Here is an 18,797-nt window from a genome sequence, read left to right as displayed (position 1 = left end):
AGCGGATACCGGCAAAGTTGTGACCATTCAGGGCTATGACGGGTAGTCAGCGCTTGGCGGGCCACAAAATATGGAATAACCTCGCGGCATGTTGAAAAAATTCCTTCAGGCGTTTCGCCCGCCACAGCACGACCATTTGCCCGATCCTGACGCCGAACTGGCTTTGGGTGCTTTGATGGTGCGCGTGGCGCAGGCGGATCGGGATTACAAACTGGAAGAAATCAGCCTGATCGACCGCATTCTTGCGCGGCTCTATCAGCACAACGCGATCGAGGCCGCCAAGGTCCGCGCCACCTGCGAAAAATTGCACGCCGCCGCGCCAGACACCGATACATTCGGCAAGTTGATCCGCGAAACAACCGACCTGCAGGAACGTCTGGCCGCGCTGGACGCTTTGTGGGAGGTCGTTCTGGCCGATGGCAATTCGGACGAAGGCGAAATGAAGATCGTCGAAGAAGCCCGCATCGCCATGGGCCTGAGCTTTAAAGACAGCCAAGAAGCGCATGAACGGGTACAAACGCGCTTGGAACAGAAGTAGTCCGCTTCTATAACCAATTCATGTTCAGCGATTTTCTGTCCCGGCTCACGCAGCCGCAGCCCGACCCACTTGCCGATAACGACGCCCGTTTGGCCCTTACGGCCCTTCTGGTTCGCATCGCCAGATCCGACAACGACTATGCCGACACGGAAATGGCCCGAATCGACCGGATTTCGACGGAACGCTATGGCCTGTCCCCTTTTGAGGCCGCAGCCCTTCGCGCTAGCGCCGAGGATCTAGAAGCCGAAGCCCCCGATACTGTCCGCTTTACCCGCGCGATCAAAGAGGCCGTCGCTTACGAAGATCGTCTGGCCGTAGTTCAGGCGATGTGGTCGGTCGCGCTGGCTGATGGGCATCGTACTGGCGAAGAAGATTCGCTGCTGCGTCTGGTTGTCAGCTTGCTGGGTGTCAGCGACGTCGATTCCGCCCTGGCCCGGCAAAAGGCGGCCAAATCGTGATTTCAATGCTGGGCATGTATGACATGCCCGCGCTGCAACCAGCCAATGATCGTTTCTGGTCGTTGATTCGGGCGCATCTTGGATTTGGCGCCGCGCATCTGACACGTGGCGCCGACGTTTGGGATATCTGGCATAGCCCTGACCTTGTTTTCTCCCAAACCTGCGGCATGCCTTACCGCACCCTATTGCACGGTAAAGTTCAGCTTGTTGGTACGCCGGACTACGGTTTGGCAGGCTGTCCGCCAGGATACTACCGGTCTGTTATCGTGGCCCTAAAAGACGATACCCGCGATCTGGATCAGCTTGCCAACGGCACCTTTGCATACAATGAGGCGCTTTCTCAGTCCGGTTGGGCTGCGCCCATGGTTCATCTGTCACGTCACAGCCGCCTTCCAAGTTCCGTGCTGGAAACTGGCGGTCATGCCCTTTCGGCAGCCGCTGTTGCGGAAGGCCGCGCGGATTATGCCGCGCTGGATGCGCTTACGTGGGAATTACTCAAGGAACACTCGAATTTGGGGGCTGAGCTTCGCGAGGTCGCAGCAACCGAACCTTCGCCCGCCCTGCCCTACATCACGGCCAATAGCCAGGATGCGCCCCAGATTGCAAAGGCGGTTCGTGCAGCCATTAACGATCTTTCCCCCGCCGACCAAAAGATGCTGCACTTGCGTGGTCTGATCGACATTCCAGCCGAGCATTACCTTGCCGTTCCCAACCCGTCCCCTGAGGCTGCCAAATTGATCGATCCGTGACCACTTTGGTCAGAACGTCTGGTCATTTTGACAGTTTGTGGCCCGTTCCGTGTCATTTGCGCATTGCATTGCTCTGAAATTTCAGCCCTAGTACCGCACCAACACCAATAGCAGCTGGACCACCCGTGACAGATTCCACTCCGGTCATCGAGATCAAGAACCTACACAAGAGCTTTGGCAATCTTGAGGTATTGAAAGGGGTGGATATCACCGCCAGACGCGGTGATGTCGTCTCACTCATCGGTTCGTCCGGTTCTGGCAAATCGACGCTTCTGCGCTGCTGCAACCTGTTGGAAGACAGCCAAGAGGGCGAAATTCTGTTCAAGGGCGAACCGGTCCGCTGGACTGGCAACGCACATAACCGCCGTCCGGCTGATCCTAAACAGGTCCTGCGCATTCGCACAAACCTGTCGATGGTGTTTCAGCAGTTCAATCTGTGGGCCCATATGACCATCCTGCAAAACGTGATGGAGGCCCCCGTGACCGTCATGGGCCGCGACAAGGCCGAGGCTGAAGACAGCGCCCGTAGGTATCTGGAAAAGGTCGGCATCGGCGACAAATGCGACGCGTATCCCGCGCAACTGTCAGGCGGTCAGCAGCAACGCGCCGCGATTGCGCGCGGCCTGTGCATGGAGCCTCAGGCCCTGCTGTTCGACGAACCGACTTCGGCGCTGGACCCCGAACTGGAACAGGAAGTGATCAAAGTGATCAAGGATCTGGCCGCCGAAGGTCGCACCATGATCATCGTGACACACGATATGAAAATGGCTGCCGATATCTCAAGCCATGTGGTGTTCCTGCATCAAGGCCTCATCGAAGAAGAAGGCCTGCCGGAAGACATCTTTACGACCCCTGAATCCACGCGACTTCAGGGTTTTCTCTCCGCCACCATGGCGGCATAAATTCAGGACAGAACCAAAAAGGGGAGTAACAATGAAAAACCTGATTCTGACCACAGCAGCACTGGCGCTGAGCGCCGGTATGGCCATGGCCGATACGGTCCGCATGGGCACCGAAGGCGCCTACCCTCCGTGGAACTTCATCAATGACGCCGGCGAGATCGACGGTTTCGAGCGTGAGCTGGGCGACGAGCTGTGCAAGCGCGCAAACCTGGAATGCGAATGGGTCAAGAACGACTGGGATTCGATTATTCCGAACCTGGTGTCGGGCAACTATGACGTCATCATCGCGGGCATGTCGATCACCGACGAGCGCGACGAAGTGATTGATTTCACTCAGAACTACACGCCGCCAGATCCGTCGGCTTATGTTGCAACCTCCGACGACGTAGATGTCGCGAACGGCGTTGTTGCGGCACAGACCGGCACCATTCAGGCCGGTTACATTGCTGAATCCGGTGCAACTCTGGTCGAGTTCGCCAGCCCCGAAGAAACCATCGCAGCCGTGCGCAATGGCGAAGCTGACGCCGTTCTGGCCGATAAGTCTTTCCTTGCGCCGATTGCAGATGAAGACGCGGACCTGCGCTTTGTCGCCGAAGATGTCCCGCTGGGTGGTGGTGTCGGCATCGGTGTGCGCGAGTCGGACGGTGATCTGAAAGAGAAGCTCAACACTGCCATCCAGTCCATGAAGGACGACGGCAGCCTGAACGAGCTGATCACCAAATGGGAAGTGTCCTCGACCTTCTGATCTGAATCAGGTTGCGCGCCCCAATACCGGGGCGCGCCGCCCCTGAGCCTTAGCACCTCAAGAGGCCCGCCATTTTCTCGTTTTGCACTGATCCCGATACGCTGGGCACGTTCCGCTGGTTTTCCTGCTACCTCACCAACGGCGTACACTGGTCGTTTTACCTGTCATTCCTGAAGGTTCTGCTGTTGCTGGCCGTCACAGCGCCCGTAGCGTTGAGTTTCGGGTTCGTTGGTGCCATGGCCGCCCGCTCGCATATCCCCCCCGTCAGCTGGCTGGGCAAGGGCTATATCGCGATTGTACGGGGTGTGCCGGACATCGCCTTCTTCATGTTCTTTGTGATCGCTCTGGATCAGGCTTTTGAATGGACGCGCCATAAGATCCTTTGCCCCGACTGGCCGGATCCGATCCGCCAGGGCAACGACTTCATCGTTTGCCAGTCGGCAAAACTACCGCTCAGCACCGCGCCGGAATTTGTGCATGAAACCTATGGTTTCTTCCTCGCGGTGATCACCTTCTCGATCGTTTTCGGAGCTTTTGCGGCCAACGTGCTGTTTGGCGGAATGCGGGCGGTTCCCCATGCGCAGCTGGAAACTGCAGCCGCTTATGGCCTTTCCCCCAGCCAGACATTCTGGCGCATCCTCGTGCCGCAAATGTGGGTTTACGCCCTGCCCGGTCTGTCGAACCTGTGGATGGTGCTGATCAAAGCCACCCCGCTGCTGTTCCTGCTGGGCATCGAAGACATCGTCTATTGGGCCCGTGAATTGGGCGGGACCAAGACCACGAAATTCACCCAATACCCCCATGGCGACTGGCGGATGTGGTACTTCCTGGCTCTGCTGATCTTCTACCTCGGCATGACTCGCGTCTCGGAAATCGGGCTTGAAAAGCTGATGCGCCGCCTGTCCCACGGACAGGCCACATCAGGCGGAGAGCTTCTGCGCAAGGAGACCACCGCATGAGCTGCATCCAGACCATCCAGGATTACGGCCTGCGTTCCCTGGGCCTTGGTGAGCGGCTACTGCCGCGCAACGATTTTACCCTGTGCGAGCAATTCACCCTGATCGGTTCAGGTATGATCTGGAATATCTATTTCGGCATCATGGCACTGGTCACCGGGTTCTTTCTGGCAACCGCCGTGGCAATGGGCAAAGCATCCACCAACAAGTGGCTGCGCAAACCGTCCGAGTGGTTCGTCTTTATCTTCCGCGGCTCGCCGCTGTTCATCCAGTTCTTCTTTGCCTACTTCTTCTTCCTGTCGCTGAAGAAGTCCTATCCCATGTTCGACGCCCTGACGTCGGCATGGCTGGGGGCGTTGATCGTTTTGTTCCTGAACACCGCCGCCTATACCGGTGAGATCTTCTATGGCGCGCTGCGCTCGATCCCCAAGGGTGATATCGAGGCCGCTGATGCCTATGGCATGTCGGGCTGGTCGCGGTTCCGCCGGATCGTTTGGCCCACCATGCTACGTCTGGCGTGGCCTGCGTACACGAACGAAGCAATCTTCTTGTTTCACGCCACAACGCTGGTCTTCTTCTCGGCCTTCCCCGCCTGGCAACAACGCGGTGACGCGCTGTATTACGCCAGCTATTTCGCCGACAAGACGTTCAACCCGTTCATCCCCTACCCGATCCTGGCTTTCTACTTCATCCTGCTGACGCTAGTGGTGGTCGGGGTGTTCGGGCTGATCAACAAACGACTGAACCGCCACCTGCCGGCCGCCAGAAAGGCCAAGATGAGGTTCCGTTTGAATCTGGCGCGCTAATTCAGGCTATCCAACACTGTAACAGCCGGGCTGGTTTTAAGCCCGGTTTTTTCTCGTCAAAACTTCTTAGGAACGTTCTACGGAGGCTTGCGTATCAGGAGAAGATGGTACCGCCTCCCTGGCTTGAACAGGGGACCTCTGGATCCACAATCCGCTGCGTCGATTTTTCACCCAGATGCACGGCAATACATCTCGCCCCAAGTCAAAGACGTAAATTCTTGAAATAATTTCGTTATTTTTGAATTTTTGATGCACCCTAATGCACTGCGGCTTGCAACGATGCACTAGGTCGTTGACTTGAAATCCGCGATTTGGTGCACTAATGGTGCACTAATGGCTTGATGGGTGATTTTGGACCAACTAAGTATCCAGTGTTCAAAACGAACGCAGCCCGGCTCCGCGCCAACGGAAACCGGACTGCTAACCACAGACGTTATTAGGAGTAACGACGATGACTGTAACGATTTTACAATTTGCAAAAGCAAAGGCAAACGACAGCACAGACGCCATCTCGGCGAAGTTTGAATTCACGCGGTCCAGCCTTGCAGAGGCGTTCACGGCGTTGGAAAACGAGTCGGACGTCACTCTGCGAGACACCATTGTAAATGGCCTGTTCCTACGCAAGCAGAGAGGCTCTTGGTCTGCAGGCGTTCGCCGCAAACTCAAAGGCACTCGCAGCAACGGTTACGAAACGATGGCGGGCTGGACCACGGTCACGCCGGTCCACGAACTGATGGCGTGGGCGTCATCCACATCGAAGGCGATGGGAAACGGGACATGGGTGTCGCCGAAGCAGCGCAAGGAAACCGAGCGCCGGGAGGCTGAGTTGAAAAACGTCGTTGACCAGATGGAAGCGATGGCTTTGGGCGAGGCTCTGGCCCTGCTGAGAAAACACAAGCCACGCACCCGGCAAGGCACTCTGAACCGCTACGCCTACAGCTGTCTGGATTTGCTGGGCACCAAGCGCCCGGCGGACGCTCCCGAGATTTGGGAATACGTGACGACCGCCATCGACTTGCCGATGACCTCAATCACGCGCGTGACCGTCAAGACGGCTTACGAACGGCTGCTCAAGGAAAAGAGCATCGGAACGGCGAACGCGATGATCCGCTCCCTCGGGTCAATCTGGGAAAATTGGGCGGAGGCGCACGGCGACGAGGACGCGCGACCACGCAACAATCCCACTTTTGGTGTCAGCCGAAAAAAAGAGGTGCGTGTCAAAACGCCCGTGCGCACAAACTCGATCCCATCCGACCAACGGGCGGATTGGTATCATGCAGCCAAACTCCACGACGAGTTTGCGCCCTACTCCACGTTTGCAGCCATTCGGTTCATCTACATCACCGGGCTTCGCCGCAATGAGGTTTTGGAACTGGCGTGGGACGAGATCGACGTAAAGCCGGGCTGGCTGACAATTCCGGGCGAGCGCATGAAATCGGGCGTGGAACTCGAACGTCCCATCACCGCCGAGATGCGTGCCATCCTAGAACAGCAACGCGCGCGTAGCCCGGAGAGCAAATGGGTGTTCCCTGCCGCGCGCGGTGACGGGCACGTAACCGACACCCGCAAATCGCTCGCCAAGTTGCCCGTGCAAGCCGTGAACCACGATTTGCGGCGAGGGTTCATCGCAGCGGCGGCGCAGGCCAATGTGCCGGGACCGATCTACAAGCTGCTGGTCGGCCACGCACTGGACGGTGTGACCGGTGAATACCTGCTGACCCTGCAGCAGGAATTGCCCAATTGGGCACCCAAAATTGAGTCGGCGCTGCTGGGCGATTCTCAGTAACTATGACACCATGGACTTAAAGGGCCGTGCCGATGGCGCGGCCTTTTGCCTTTCTGGGCAAACACGAATTATTTCTAAAAATCGACCTTTCCGAGGATTAGCTTTTCAAAACCCCCGTCCAAACCTTTGCAGATCGTGCATTTGCGGCGTGCGTTGCGCTGTTGGCTTAACTGGCTCCACCAGCCCAATGAATTTATTTTTGACTCGGCGGTAGCGCATCGCAATCCTTGAAGCCGCAATAGGCCTCGCCGAGGGCCGCAATGTGAAAGGAGCCTGCAACATGGGTAACGCCACCGACCAACTGGACGCCGCCGTGCAAGAGCGCCGGAACAGCTTCAACATGACGATCCACGAAAAATCCGAAGAGACCGGGATGAGCGCGTCCTTCCTTGCGCAGGACCGCGCCAAGGAGAACCCCGTCTTCGCATTTAGACGCTACGGACGCGCAATCCGCTACCGGCGCGAACTAGACTAACCGCCTAGTAGCACCCCCCAACATCGCTGGTTTCATCCAACCGCAGGCGCGCCCTGCGGAACGGTGAAGGCTTGCCAACGAAAACGCGCCGCCCGTGAGCGACGCGTCAACTGGACCCGCTAAAGTCCCGCAATTCTGACAAAATGCAGGGCAACCTTAGCAGAGTTCCTTAAATCAGGAATCCTGCGCGTGAGCCGCGAAGCCTTCGCACTTTTTCGCAAAATGAAACGACACTTGCCGCCCGGTAATTGTCACAGCGCGATGTACCAGCTTGCGTGGGACGAGGTGGCGATAGGCAAATTCCGGCGGCTAAACGTCAATGCGTTGGCAATCGAAATGAACGTGGACAGAAAAACCTGCCGGAGATCGCTGCGACGGCTTGAGGCGGTGGGGATAATCCATCTTCGCAGGCGCGGGCCGGAAAAGGGTCGCATGGAGGTCCGCATCAACCACCGATGGACGCCGAACGAAGTGGTGGAAACTGGGGCAGAATGCACCACCCCAACTGGGGCAGAACGCCCTACCCAACTGAGGCAGAACGCCCCACTAACTGGGGCAGAACGCCCCACCGTTAGTAGAAAGATAAAAAAGACCGCGCCGGGGAGCAGCCCTCAAGCAGCGAGCGACCCGGCGCGTTCTTTTTCAGACGAAATTTCAGAGATTCAAAAAGGAGTCGCAAAGCGATGGAACATGGAAACTTGATAACCCAGCTTGAGGCTGAAACCGAAAAGCTTGAAACGGCCATGTCAATGTTGATGACCGAGATCGCGAATATTGCTGTGGAACATGCGCAGGCGCGAAGGGTCAACTTTCTTACCCACTCCGTCTTGGATCAACTCGATGCCCTCCGAGGCAGGCTGGCCGACCACCGCAACGGACAAGCGGACGAGTGAGGCACCGGGTACACGAGTTTACCCAAAGGTCTCTGCAACGGCTGGTGGCCGAAACAGCGGGGCCAGGTTGCGTCGTTGTGGCCGATGACGTACCCGGCTTGGAATTGAGAGTCGGAAAACGCCGCGCCACGTGGACGAGCCGATTGTCTTTGAACGGGACCGCTCACAAGGTGAGGCTGGGCTACTTCCCGGCCTTCAGCGTAGCAGCGGCGGTGGAAGCCCACAAGACGGCGTCCAAGCGGGCAAAGATGGGGCTGGACCCTTATTCGGATGCCCAACGCCGCGCAGACCTGCTTGTCGCCGATCTGGTGGACCGCTGGGAGGCCCAAAGCCCCCAGAAGTCAGCTGAACACCGTGCCAGACTCGTGAGGCGCAATTTCAAGCCGCTCTTGTCCATTCCGGCAGCCCTACTCTCCACATCCGATGTTCAGGCGATCTACACCGTCCTCCGGGCATCAAAAGAAACCACCGCCCGGAACGCTCTGGTGGCCTTTCGGACAATCCTGCGCACTGCCATCCAAGAACACCTGATCGAGGTTGATCCAACCGCGCCCTTGGCATTGCCTCCGAGGCCGTTCGGAACCGCCCGCTACACGCTCAACGACGTGGTGTCCATCTTCGCCGCTGCCGATGACCTGCGCGACTGGCAAAGAAGGTTTTTGTTCACGCTGGCATTGATCGGCACGAGAACTGGAGAAACAAGCGCGCTGAACGTCGGCGACGTGTCCCTGAACGAGAACAGGCTGGAAATCCCGGCGGCGCTCACCAAGACCAAAAAGACCCACTGGATTCCGATCTCGCCGTGGTTGCGGTCAATCCTGAAGGATGCCATCGGCGACAGAACCCAAAGCAGCGCCCCCCTGTTCGTCAACGGCAACGGCAACCGCATCCACAAGGTCGACCGCGCCGACCTCATCCGTTGGGTCAACGCACACCGTGATCCTCTCGTCAAAAAGGGCGACCGACGATACTGCAAGCTGCATGACTGGCGAAAGACGCTGCTTACCGATGGCGCGCGGCTGGGCCTCGATCACGGCCTGCTGGACCTGTGCCTCAACCACAGCGCATCCGCGACCTTCGACGCTGTCACGCAAGCCTACCAAACCTCGCACCGATGGCCGGAGCGCCAACGCACTATGCTTGCGTGGTCCGAAGTCCTCAAACACCTGACCCAAAACAAACCTGCCCAAAACCTGCCCAAAAGCCAAAATGAGGAGGAGTTGCGAAACATCATTAAGAGGCTGGTTTGAAAAAGAAAATCAACGTTCCAGACAGAGCCATTGGAGTGATCCCCATCATCACAGAAAAACTTCCTTAAGGTCATGTGTCGGCAACCACTAATTATTCACGAGTGGTGCAATGATTGCGGTCAGGAACGATAGCCTAATCGGGGAAAGCGGAACTTCGTGCAGGACGCAGCATTTTGTTTGCTAGGGGCTCGGAGCAGTCATTCGCCGCACTCGGCATGAACGACTGCTACGCGGACAAAGCCGTCATTCGCTGCATCGATGTGATGATGTATCAAGGTTGAATCGTCCGCTTTCAAAAGATGACAATGTTTGAACGTTGTCTTAACCTCGCTTTATGAAAGCTCGCCTTGCTGTGATCTTGATGGCCGACCTGGTCGGCTATACGTCCGCAATGGAGGCGGATCAGGCGCTCGCAATTGAGCTGGTCCGAGACCTTCGTGATAAATTACTGGAACCAGAAGCCTTACAAAGAGGCGGCGAGATACTTAAGCGTATGGGTGATGGATGGATAATTGCCTTTCCATCAGTATCAGCCGCAATCGAAACAGCTCAATCTGTGCAACTGGCATTGGTTGAAAATAAAAAAATCAGACTGAGGATGGCAGCGCATCTTGGGGAGATCGTTCAAGACGAGGCCGACACTTATGGCGCCGGAATAAACATCACCGCGCGCCTGCAAACCGAGGCGCCACCCGGTGGCGTGATGATCTCCGAAGACCTCAAGCGGCAGTTGGACGAAAAGCTCTCAGCGGGTTTCAGCGATGCGGGTAGGTTCGATTTAAAGAACGTTGCTAACCCGGTGAATGGGTTTCAATGGCGGCCCGCCACGCAGCGTGAAATTGAACTTACCGAATTGCCTTCCATTGCAGTCGAACCGGTCACAAGTGCTCCCGAAACGAGAGAGACGCTTGAGGTTTGCGCTGACCTGCAGGAGCAGCTGGTCCACAGTCTTTCGCGCCGCACCGGTGTTCGTGTAATTGCAACAGATTCAACATCCGAGACCAAAGCGACTTACAGCCTGAGGTGCAGGTTGCGCTGCCGGGAGACCGAAGCAAGGATATCGTCAAGCCTGACCCGGTTGGGAGATGGACAGGTGACCTGGTCGCGCTTCTTAAACGGAGATTCAGAGGATTTGTTTGAATTAAGCGACCGGGCTGCAGAACAGTTGTCAGACGATTTACGTCTGCAGATCAATGCGTTTGACGGTGACCGGCTTAATGATATTCCAGACGATCAATTGAGCTCAAGTGAGTTGAGATCCCGAGCGGCAATGCTGTTTTATCGTGCCACCGTCGAGGACTACAATCACGCGAGTAAATTGCTAGAGCGAGCGCTTCGACTCGATCCCGAGAATGGGTCCGGGCTTGCAATGTGGTGTGAAGCCAAACTGTACCCCTTAGAAGCATGCTATCGCGAGGCTGATCCTGATTTGCGTGTACGGATCATTGAGTCTTCGAACAAGGCTGTTCAGTCCGCGCCTCGCTCCGACTATTGCTGGTACACGCGGGCACAGGTGCGCGCGCGCCTCGCGGGTGATTTGCATGGTGCACGGAAGGACATTGATAGAATTTTCCGACTGAATCCTAGTTACGTTTTGGGTATGGAGGCGAGCGGTTATACCGAAGTTATTGCCGGCAACTGGGAAGCTGCTCGGAAGAGTTTGGTGGAGGCTGTGGGTCGTTCCACCGAGGATCCGTTTCTGCCGTACCGGCTTTATCCCCTTTCGATTGCCCACATGATGGCAGGTGATCAAAAACTCGCGATTGAAGCAATTTCAGACGCGACTGAAATGCGCCCCTATTGTCGACACTTCTGGTTGGTGAGGGCGTGGATACTCAGGAAGTCGGGAATGCACTGCGAGGCGGAAACGACCGTAGAACATGCGGAAGCATTGCCAGAAAAAGCGGATATCTTAGCACAGAACCTTCATTTGCCTGACCACATCAGAGAGGCGATAGGGTTGCCAAGCAACCCAATCCAAGCATAGAGGCCTAAATGGGTTACGAGCGCAGAGGTTTAGAACCGAACCGCAGCTATGCATCTCATTGTCGTCGTTCGATATTCTGATGCAACTTTACCTAAAGCCTGCTACCCACAGAAGCCGCAAGCACAAAGATGCATTATTTACCAGGGCAGCTTTGGGCTCGTTGTAAACATTTTCGGTACTCCGCGTGAACGATTGCTATGAAGACTATTGCGGCATCATTCACGGCAGCGACTTTGACAGCAGCATCCAGTTTTCTGTCTCAGTTTCCCAGTCTTCTTTTACGCAAGGTGCAGATGCTATTTCGTGGTAGCCGATGCGTTCATACAAACTTCGGGCACCGATGTTGTTGTCAGCCACTATTACGCTCATTCGGTTCAGTCCTTCGGAATGTGCTATCTTTTCAGCGATGCCAAGCAGGCGTGAGCCAAGCCCTTTTCCCCTATGATCGGGGTAGCAAGCCAAGACATTCACGTACCAACTTTCAGTTACTTTGTTCTCCAGTTCCTGAAACGGACGGAAAAGCGCTGGGAAATCTTTCCCAATCTCAACTGGCTCTGAACCGATCGCATAACCGGTTAGGCTAGCAACTGCGCCAGCTCCGTAGTCTACGACGACAATTTGACCTTCACGCGCTTTGCTGGCCTGCCGCGCACGGCCTACCTCCCATGCATCTTGTCCGCCTTCTGCAAGGCCTTTCCAGATGTAATGAGGCAAGCCCTCTCCGGCAAAGTTCACCAATTCGGCGAGTTCGCTAGCATCCGTTTCGTCAGCGAGCCTCAACGGTGGTTCAAGTGTAATCATATTAGCCTCCAACGAATTTCACGTTCGCAGCACTTCGGAAACTACGTACCAAACTCAAACGACTTGAAGCCGACTGACATAGTCCGCTTTGGGCTCAAAGCTGTCATTCGCTGCAGCGCCGCGCAACGTGACCGTCTGAACGACCGCTTTGCGGACAAAACGGCCTTTCGCAACAACACTCTTAAGGTACAGCAGACCGAGGTAACTCCGTTCCTTCCAGTATGAAAGTATCGTGCAAGTTTACGCAAAGATCGTTTCAACGGATGCAGCTAAACGAACTAACACTTCAAGATTTTTGCGCGACAATATAGCGGCTCTGGAGCATTGAGGCTTGATCAGCAGTATAATGCACGTCGAAGCCTGCGGACGCGATTTTCCTTTCAAGCACTGATCCAGACACAAAATGCACAAACGGGGCTTTCCCAAGAGCCTGCATGACTGGGATAGCGATCCGACTGATCATCGCATACTTGAAACCACCGCTCTCAGGTGCGCAGACGGTTTTGGATATAAAAAGCCCACCGGGTTTTGTAAGCGCGGAAATGTGCTCGAGCGCTTGGTCCAAATCGGGCAGAAGATGAAGCAAATTATGCGCCAAGATCGCATCGTAAGAACCTTCATCTAAACCGTGCTCAAGAACTTCAGCCACCTTGAAAGTGACGTTCTCCAATCCTTCTTTAGCACGCTTCTCATCGGCAATCTTGATCATGCCCGGAGCGAGATCCGTGGCAGTGACATGGGCGACATGCGGTGCAAGCAGCAGCGCGGTTGAACCCGTCCCGCACCCGATTTCCAGTACGTTGTCCTCCGCTTTCAGGTAGGACTTCGTAAGCTCGAGTGTTTTCAGATACCCTTCCATGTTGCGGATTGGGTCTGCCGCGTACTTTTGCGAGATTTTGCTCCAGAACGCGGCATCCTTGGACAAAGCAGTCATTTCATTACTCTCAAAAAAGGTTGTTGCCGTATCCTTTACTTCCAAACAATCATTTATGGAATTGCCACAATTTGCAGAAGTGTTATGCATAAATGCATGAACTGGAAGGCAATCAATTTCGACTGGAACCAGGTGCGGTCCTTTCTTGCGACAGCCGAAGAAGGCTCGTTTTCTGCAGCGGCACGCGTTCTTGAGCAAACTCAACCCACTGTTGGCCGTCAAGTTGCTGCGCTGGAAACGGCCCTTGGCATCACCCTGTTTGAAAGAGTCGGCAAGTCGCTTAATTTGACGACTGCTGGCGCCGAGCTTTTGTTGCATGTCAGAGAAATGGCGGATGTGGCGAACAGGATTTCTCTTACTGCGACAAGCCAGTCGCAAGCTGTTGAAGGGCAAGTCAGGATTACTGCGTCCGATGTGATGTCTGCTTATCAGCTGCCACCTATACTGAAAACGATCCGACTTGCGGCACCGCGACTAGAGATCGACATCGTTGCTGCAAATGACATACGAGACCTACAGCGACGTGAGGCTGATATCGCAATCCGACATGTGCGTCCAACTCAGCCGGATCTGACAGCAAAGCTTGTCGCCGAGGCCACGGCCCATTTTTACGCAGCACCTTCGTACCTTGATCAGGTGGGACGGCCGAAAAATGAAAACGAACTTGCGAAATTGGACTTTGTCGGGTTTGGCGACATCGACACGATGATCGGTTTTCTCGATCCGGCGGGCATTAAAGTAACACGAAAGAGCTTCAGGATTGGCTCACAAAGCGGGATTGTATCCTGGCAACTGGTGCGCCAAGGTTTTGGCATAAGTGTAATGTCGGATGATGTGGCTGCCTTAACACCTGGTGTGGAGCGCGTGCTCCCCGACCGCGAGCCGTTTAAGTTCCCGATTTGGCTGGCGACACACTCCGAGTTACATACCGCACGAAGGATCAGGTTGGTGTTTGATCAACTGGCGGACCAACTTAGCGCAGGGACCATCAGGTAATCCGGGAGTTCGTTCTATGTCACAGGCTATTTCAACGCTTCACTTGCTATGCGGCAAAGTCGCTTCTGGAAAATCTACTCTGGCAGCGGAACTAGCGGAAAGAGACACAGTCGTGCTCATTTCGGAAGATGAATGGCTTAGCGCCCTGTTTGGCGACCAGATGAAGTCCCTGCAGGACTACGTGAATTGCGCTTTGAAACTGCGACCGGTCATGGGGCGTCACGTGGCTTCTTTGCTGAAGGCTGGCGTTTCAGTGGTTCTCGATTTTCCAGCTAACACAATTGAAAATAGAGCTTGGATGCGCGACTTGCTGAAAGACACTACTGCGCAGCACCACCTTCACTTTTTGGATTTGCCAGATGAGGTTTGTCTGCACCGGCTGCATAAGCGCAACAGAGAAGGCGCGCATGCCTTTGCACCAACAGAAGATCAATATCGCCGTATTGCGCGGCATTTCGTGCCACCATCACCCGAAGAAGGTTTTAACATCATAACTCACCGTCAGTAGCGGCGGCACCAAACATGTTTCGAGCACCTACTCTGCATCGACGGATGAACGACTGCTTTGGGCTCGAACCGGACATTCAGTAGTTCATTGACCCGGTTCTAACAGCCCTAAAGCCTGCTGTGCGGATAATTCGGGCGATCGCTATGAAACTGAAACTGTTAGACACAACGGACTGTGTTTGAGTAAATTGACGCCACTTGTTTTGGGGGAGTACCAAGTGGGCAGTTCACAGATTGTTATACGACGAATGTCGGAAGCAGATAATGGTGAAATGTCAAAGCTGCTTGGCGACGTTTTGAGCAGGCGAGATCCACCCGCCGTTTCGACTAAATTCTCGCCCGAAAAGCTCGAAAAGCTCGCCGCAGTATTTGGATTAAAATCTGCAAAAGAAGGTTTGTCATCTGTCGCTCTTGATGAAGCTTCTGGTGAGATTGTAGGCGCTGTTTTAGCACATGATTTCGGTCAGCCGCCGCCCGATGGGATTAATGCGATGGATTTAGGTTCCGAGCCAGTCATCACGTTAATTGATGAGCTAGAAAGCGTTTTTTTGAATACGCACAACGTTCATGCAGAGAAATATCTTCATATTTTCATGATCGCTGTGCGTGACGATTTCTCGAGAAAGGGAATTGCTCAAAGCTTGCTGGATGCCTGTGTAAGTCAAGCCAAGAGATCCGGCTATCGGATTGCTTTTGCGGAAGCGACGAACCGTTTCTCACAACGCATTTTTTTGAAAGCGGGCTTCGACAGCGTTCATTCGATTGACTACGAAGACTTCGAACTGGACGGACAACGGCCTTTTCTGGATATCAAGTACGAGGGAGCTTGTGTGCTAATGGAACTCGATATTTCAGCCAATTTATGATTTTCCGAAAGGCATAGAGCGAAGTAGTCTGCTTTGGGCTCACTTCGGACCTTAACTGTAAGACGCAAACGGCAGCAACGCGCACAAAGCTGCCGATCGTAATGCACAAACCAGCCGTCGGGTCGAATCCCCCAGAATTGAAGAACCGCAGATTGCCTCACGAGTCTGCAGGTAATTTTCTAAGTCCCTCGAACGATCGGTTAAGCAACTTCTAATGGTCGATCCGATTTTCCGGGGCGTCAAAATCTGAACGGACGGTTGCGGTATCGTATAAGATGTTAACGGCGCTGATCTGATCTAAAGTCTCCGTCAAGTCGAACATATCAATCGTCTCGATCGTGCCGGGAGCGCTTCCTCTGACCGTGCGAGTATACGCCATATAAAGTGCAATCTTGTTAGGATTTGAACTACTCAAAAATACATCTCTGAGGACCATCTTGCGATCTGAAATCACCTCAAACACATACGAATAAAACTCACGTGCCGGTTTGTGACCTGAAATCGGTGTTTTGACCGTGGCGGATCGAGCAAAAAGAGCATCGATTTCTTGTAGATCGCCTGTTTCCATCGCTGAAATGTAACGGTGGCAAATTTCGTTGGCTTGTTTTGATGTCACACGATCCGGCATCTTGATCTTCCCTTAGCTTTGAATCTGGAATCCAATCTCCTCGAAAGTTGCTCCGCGGCCAATAGGGGTATGCCGTTGCTCTCGCCTGAGCTTTCGAACCACCAGATCAACCAGGACTTCCTCATCTGTAAGTATGCACTCGCTTTCGTTCCTGATCTGAAAGCGATCCTTGGGAGCACTTTCGATGAAGCTGGCGCGCAGCTCAGCATTCACTGATGTGGCCGCGCACGTCGGGACAATCACTGAGCATAGAAGCGAAAAGGATGATCGATCGAGATTAACTTGCATATTCTGATCCACTCTATCGGGTTCGGAATGCTTACGAAGCGCCAGCAATTTCGGATCATACCCGCAACCTGTCTCGATCGGCTGAGTTCCACTCGGTAGGTTAGTCCAGCGATCGGCCGTTTCTGGCTGTCCGCTTCGGGCTCAGAGCGGTCGTTCGCTGCGCTCCGTCTCAATGACCGCTCTGCGGACATTTCTGCCATCCGCGAAAGGCCTAGTGAATTTGCCGCTTGAAAGATTGCGTTTAGGCCGGAGAGCAACTCCGGCGACAAGTCTGACTTGTTTTCAATAAACTACTCGCGCAACATCTGCGAATGTCCGGAACCAATTGGGAGGTTGGCATGGCAGAGTTACGCGAAATTGGTAAGACAGGTATACGGGTCCCTCGCATCGGGTTTGGGTCGACGGGGTTGGGAAGTATCCCGGAAATCTATGGGTATGAAGTTGAGGAAGACCGCGCGATTGATACAATTCGAGCAATTCTATCGCAGCCAAATGCGTTCCTGGACACATCCCGTTGCTATGCCATGGGACGAAGTGAAGAGCGCATAGGAAAAGTCATTCGTGAGCTTGGCGGTTGGCCGGACGGTCGGGTGCTTTCCACCAAAATCGACCGGGACATGGAAACCGGTGCTTTTGATGCTTCACAGGCACGTAGATCATTCGAGGAAAGTCTCGCGGCCCTAAGCGTCGACAGCGTTGATATACTCCACGTCCATGATGTCGAATATGCAAATGACCTATCTGAGGTCAAAGGACGAGGTGGCGCGATTGAAGAGTTGTTCCGTATCAAGGAGGAAGGTCTGGCAAAGGCGGTCGGAATCGCGGCGGGACGTATCGACTTAATGATGCCAATTTTGGAGGGTTGGGATTTTGACGTGGTCCTGACACACAACAGGCATACGCTAGTGAACGATAACGCGGCACCCCTGATAGAACTCGCGAAATCAAGAGGCGTTTCGATATTAAACGCAGCACCTTATTCCGGAGGTGCACTTGCCCGAGGCAGTGCGATCCATCGCTTTTATGTCTATCGACCAGCAGATGATGAAGTACTTGCGCCAATACGTGCTGTTGAAGAGGTATGCGGGCACTACGATGTCCCAGTCGGGGCTGTCGCGTTGCAATACTCGTTGAAAGATGGCGACATCACTTCGACGGTTTGCGGAGTGACATGGCCTCAGCACGTTCAACAGGCGATGGAATGGGCAGAGTGGTCCATCCCTGAACGCCTTTGGGAAGAACTCGCTGAGCTCGATAAAACTTCGAGCGACCCAGAAGCTTAGAGGCGATTTTCGGATAGGATACTGTTCTGCCAATTGACTGCTTTGGGCTCGAAGCAGTCATTCGCTGCTCATTACATCAGTGACCGGAGTGCGGACATTTATTTCGTTGACCAACCTTTCTGGTACCAACTTCAAACCGATTTTCGAGCCGTGACAACAAAGTGCGTTAGAGAAAAGAAAAAACGCCCACTGTCAGCCAGTAAACGTTGCTCTTCCGCCCAGTTTTTGGCTTCCTCGGCCGGAACAAGGTTCCTGGATTCAGCAAATCCGCGCATCAAGATGATCATCATATTCGCCAGCCCGTCGGGCTTCAGTTGCGTATCACAAATAGTGATTGGCGTGACGCTTTCTACTGAGAAGCCAGCCTCCTTCAGCAATAGTGGCAATAGGACCGGAACTCGGCGTTCGGCGAAATGATGGTCCCAGGCCTTAACCATTCGCTCCATTCTGTCCGGAGCGTCGCTGTGCCAAATCAGACTGTCAAAGTGAATATCGCCGATGACGAGTATTCCGCCGGGTTTGAGCACGCGATGAATTTCAGACAAAGCCGAAGGGATATCGTCTAAGTACTCAAATACCTGTACCGAAACCGCCTTGTCTATCGTACTGGACGAAATCGGTAGACTGTCTGCTGAACCGGCGGCAAGCTCAACACAGCTTTGGTCTTGGCACCGTTGTTGAGCCGACTGACGCATGTTCTCACTTGGGTCCACGCCAATAATACGACCGCTGGTCCCCACCGCCCGGGCAAGCTCTAGGGTCAAAAGTCCGTTGCCGCAGCCAACGTCAAGGATAGTTTCACCTGGACCGGGCTTAAGGGCATCAAAGGACCCCTGCCGCCGTCGTGTGACATCAGCGCCTTGGTACACGCTTGTCTGACGTCAGCGCCTACCGGACAGATTTGGGGTTTGAGCAACGGAGGATTTCTGGTTCATCGAAGCCGTTAAGG

21 protein-coding genes are annotated in these 18,797 nt (G+C 54.5%); 17 read left to right on the top strand and 4 right to left on the bottom strand.

Annotation, left to right across the window (positions count from 1 at the left end):
- Nucleotides 1–88 precede the first annotated feature (88 nt).
- The 13 genes from AC2FI8_RS00105 to AC2FI8_RS00045 all read left to right on the top strand — a co-directional run bounded on the left by AC2FI8_RS00105 (nt 89) and on the right by AC2FI8_RS00045 (nt 11,545).
- Nucleotides 89–538: a tellurite resistance TerB family protein gene (locus tag AC2FI8_RS00105; protein WP_058276107.1), complete on the top strand. Its 450-nt coding sequence runs from the start codon at nt 89–91 to the stop codon at nt 536–538.
- Nucleotides 539–558: 20 nt separating this feature from the next.
- Nucleotides 559–996: a tellurite resistance TerB family protein gene (locus tag AC2FI8_RS00100; protein WP_496766837.1), complete on the top strand. Its 438-nt coding sequence runs from the start codon at nt 559–561 to the stop codon at nt 994–996.
- On the top strand, nt 993–1,745 hold the full coding sequence (locus tag AC2FI8_RS00095) for a phosphate/phosphite/phosphonate ABC transporter substrate-binding protein (protein ID WP_496776339.1): 753 nt from the start codon (nt 993–995) through the stop codon (nt 1,743–1,745). The genes AC2FI8_RS00100 and AC2FI8_RS00095 overlap by 4 nt, the downstream gene beginning before the upstream one ends.
- Nucleotides 1,746–1,870: 125 nt before the next feature.
- A complete protein-coding gene (locus tag AC2FI8_RS00090) occupies nt 1,871–2,647 on the top strand; it encodes an ABC transporter ATP-binding protein (RefSeq protein WP_058274821.1) in 777 nt (258 codons plus the stop codon).
- 31 nt (nt 2,648–2,678) lie between these two features.
- The gene (locus AC2FI8_RS00085; RefSeq protein ID WP_058276110.1) at nt 2,679–3,392 is read left to right on the top strand and encodes a transporter substrate-binding domain-containing protein; all 714 of its coding nucleotides are present in this window, start codon (nt 2,679–2,681) and stop codon (nt 3,390–3,392) included.
- 71 nt (nt 3,393–3,463) lie between these two features.
- Complete coding sequence (locus AC2FI8_RS00080) at nt 3,464–4,351, top strand: ABC transporter permease (RefSeq protein WP_108858966.1); 888 nt, start codon at nt 3,464–3,466, stop codon at nt 4,349–4,351.
- Nucleotides 4,348–5,154: an ABC transporter permease gene (locus tag AC2FI8_RS00075; protein WP_496776336.1), complete on the top strand. Its 807-nt coding sequence runs from the start codon at nt 4,348–4,350 to the stop codon at nt 5,152–5,154. The genes AC2FI8_RS00080 and AC2FI8_RS00075 overlap by 4 nt, the downstream gene beginning before the upstream one ends.
- A 451-nt stretch (nt 5,155–5,605) precedes the next feature.
- Nucleotides 5,606–6,940, top strand: a complete 1,335-nt coding sequence (locus AC2FI8_RS00070) for a tyrosine-type recombinase/integrase (protein ID WP_496776334.1) — start codon at nt 5,606–5,608, stop codon at nt 6,938–6,940.
- Nucleotides 6,941–7,220: 280 nt separating this feature from the next.
- Nucleotides 7,221–7,415 carry a hypothetical protein gene (locus AC2FI8_RS00065; protein WP_496776332.1) on the top strand — a complete coding sequence of 65 codons (195 nt, stop codon included), beginning with the start codon at nt 7,221–7,223 and terminating at the stop codon, nt 7,413–7,415.
- A 189-nt stretch (nt 7,416–7,604) separates the two neighbouring features.
- Nucleotides 7,605–8,117 carry a hypothetical protein gene (locus tag AC2FI8_RS00060; protein WP_496776330.1) on the top strand — a complete coding sequence of 171 codons (513 nt, stop codon included), beginning with the start codon at nt 7,605–7,607 and terminating at the stop codon, nt 8,115–8,117.
- The gene (locus AC2FI8_RS00055; protein WP_496776325.1) at nt 8,099–8,308 is read left to right on the top strand and encodes a hypothetical protein; all 210 of its coding nucleotides are present in this window, start codon (nt 8,099–8,101) and stop codon (nt 8,306–8,308) included. Before AC2FI8_RS00060 ends, AC2FI8_RS00055 begins: the two co-directional genes overlap by 19 nt.
- A gap of 77 nt (nt 8,309–8,385) precedes the next feature.
- Nucleotides 8,386–9,558, top strand: a complete 1,173-nt coding sequence (locus tag AC2FI8_RS00050; protein WP_496776323.1) for a tyrosine-type recombinase/integrase — start codon at nt 8,386–8,388, stop codon at nt 9,556–9,558.
- A gap of 361 nt (nt 9,559–9,919) precedes the next feature.
- Nucleotides 9,920–11,545, top strand: coding sequence for an adenylate/guanylate cyclase domain-containing protein (locus tag AC2FI8_RS00045; RefSeq protein ID WP_496776319.1), 1,626 nt, complete (start codon nt 9,920–9,922; stop codon nt 11,543–11,545).
- 219 nt (nt 11,546–11,764) lie between these two features.
- Here AC2FI8_RS00045 and AC2FI8_RS00040 read toward each other — a convergent pair whose 3' ends face one another.
- Nucleotides 11,765–12,346 (bottom strand): GNAT family N-acetyltransferase, encoded by a 582-nt coding sequence (locus AC2FI8_RS00040; RefSeq protein WP_496751207.1) that lies wholly within the window; start codon nt 12,344–12,346, stop codon nt 11,765–11,767.
- A gap of 286 nt (nt 12,347–12,632) precedes the next feature.
- Nucleotides 12,633–13,280: a class I SAM-dependent methyltransferase gene (locus AC2FI8_RS00035; protein WP_282022346.1), complete on the bottom strand. Its 648-nt coding sequence runs from the start codon at nt 13,278–13,280 to the stop codon at nt 12,633–12,635.
- An 84-nt stretch (nt 13,281–13,364) separates the two neighbouring features.
- Here AC2FI8_RS00035 and AC2FI8_RS00030 point away from each other — a divergent pair, with 84 nt between their 5' ends.
- The 3 genes from AC2FI8_RS00030 to AC2FI8_RS00020 all read left to right on the top strand — a co-directional run bounded on the left by AC2FI8_RS00030 (nt 13,365) and on the right by AC2FI8_RS00020 (nt 15,649).
- Nucleotides 13,365–14,276, top strand: coding sequence for a LysR family transcriptional regulator (locus tag AC2FI8_RS00030; RefSeq protein ID WP_496776891.1), 912 nt, complete (start codon nt 13,365–13,367; stop codon nt 14,274–14,276).
- 16 nt (nt 14,277–14,292) lie between these two features.
- Entirely contained in the window at nt 14,293–14,784 is a 492-nt protein-coding gene (locus tag AC2FI8_RS00025) for a P-loop nucleotide/nucleoside kinase family protein (RefSeq protein ID WP_282022344.1), read from the top strand.
- A 178-nt stretch (nt 14,785–14,962) separates the two neighbouring features.
- Nucleotides 14,963–15,649 (top strand): GNAT family N-acetyltransferase, encoded by a 687-nt coding sequence (locus tag AC2FI8_RS00020; protein ID WP_496776317.1) that lies wholly within the window; start codon nt 14,963–14,965, stop codon nt 15,647–15,649.
- 211 nt (nt 15,650–15,860) lie between these two features.
- Here AC2FI8_RS00020 and AC2FI8_RS00015 read toward each other — a convergent pair whose 3' ends face one another.
- The gene (locus tag AC2FI8_RS00015; RefSeq protein ID WP_496776315.1) at nt 15,861–16,277 is read right to left on the bottom strand and encodes a nuclear transport factor 2 family protein; all 417 of its coding nucleotides are present in this window, start codon (nt 16,275–16,277) and stop codon (nt 15,861–15,863) included.
- 626 nt (nt 16,278–16,903) lie between these two features.
- Here AC2FI8_RS00015 and AC2FI8_RS00010 point away from each other — a divergent pair.
- Nucleotides 16,904–17,848 (top strand): aldo/keto reductase, encoded by a 945-nt coding sequence (locus AC2FI8_RS00010; protein WP_496776314.1) that lies wholly within the window; start codon nt 16,904–16,906, stop codon nt 17,846–17,848.
- A gap of 131 nt (nt 17,849–17,979) precedes the next feature.
- On the opposite strand, the gene AC2FI8_RS00005 is transcribed toward AC2FI8_RS00010, so the two are convergent.
- Nucleotides 17,980–18,717 (bottom strand): methyltransferase domain-containing protein, encoded by a 738-nt coding sequence (locus tag AC2FI8_RS00005; protein WP_496776312.1) that lies wholly within the window; start codon nt 18,715–18,717, stop codon nt 17,980–17,982.
- Nucleotides 18,718–18,797 lie beyond the last annotated feature (80 nt).

It is taken from the genome of Ruegeria sp. CDSB029, from assembly GCF_059611125.1.
The sequence above is the reverse complement of the archived record's forward strand: the minus strand, read 5'-3'. Positions and strand labels throughout refer to the sequence as shown.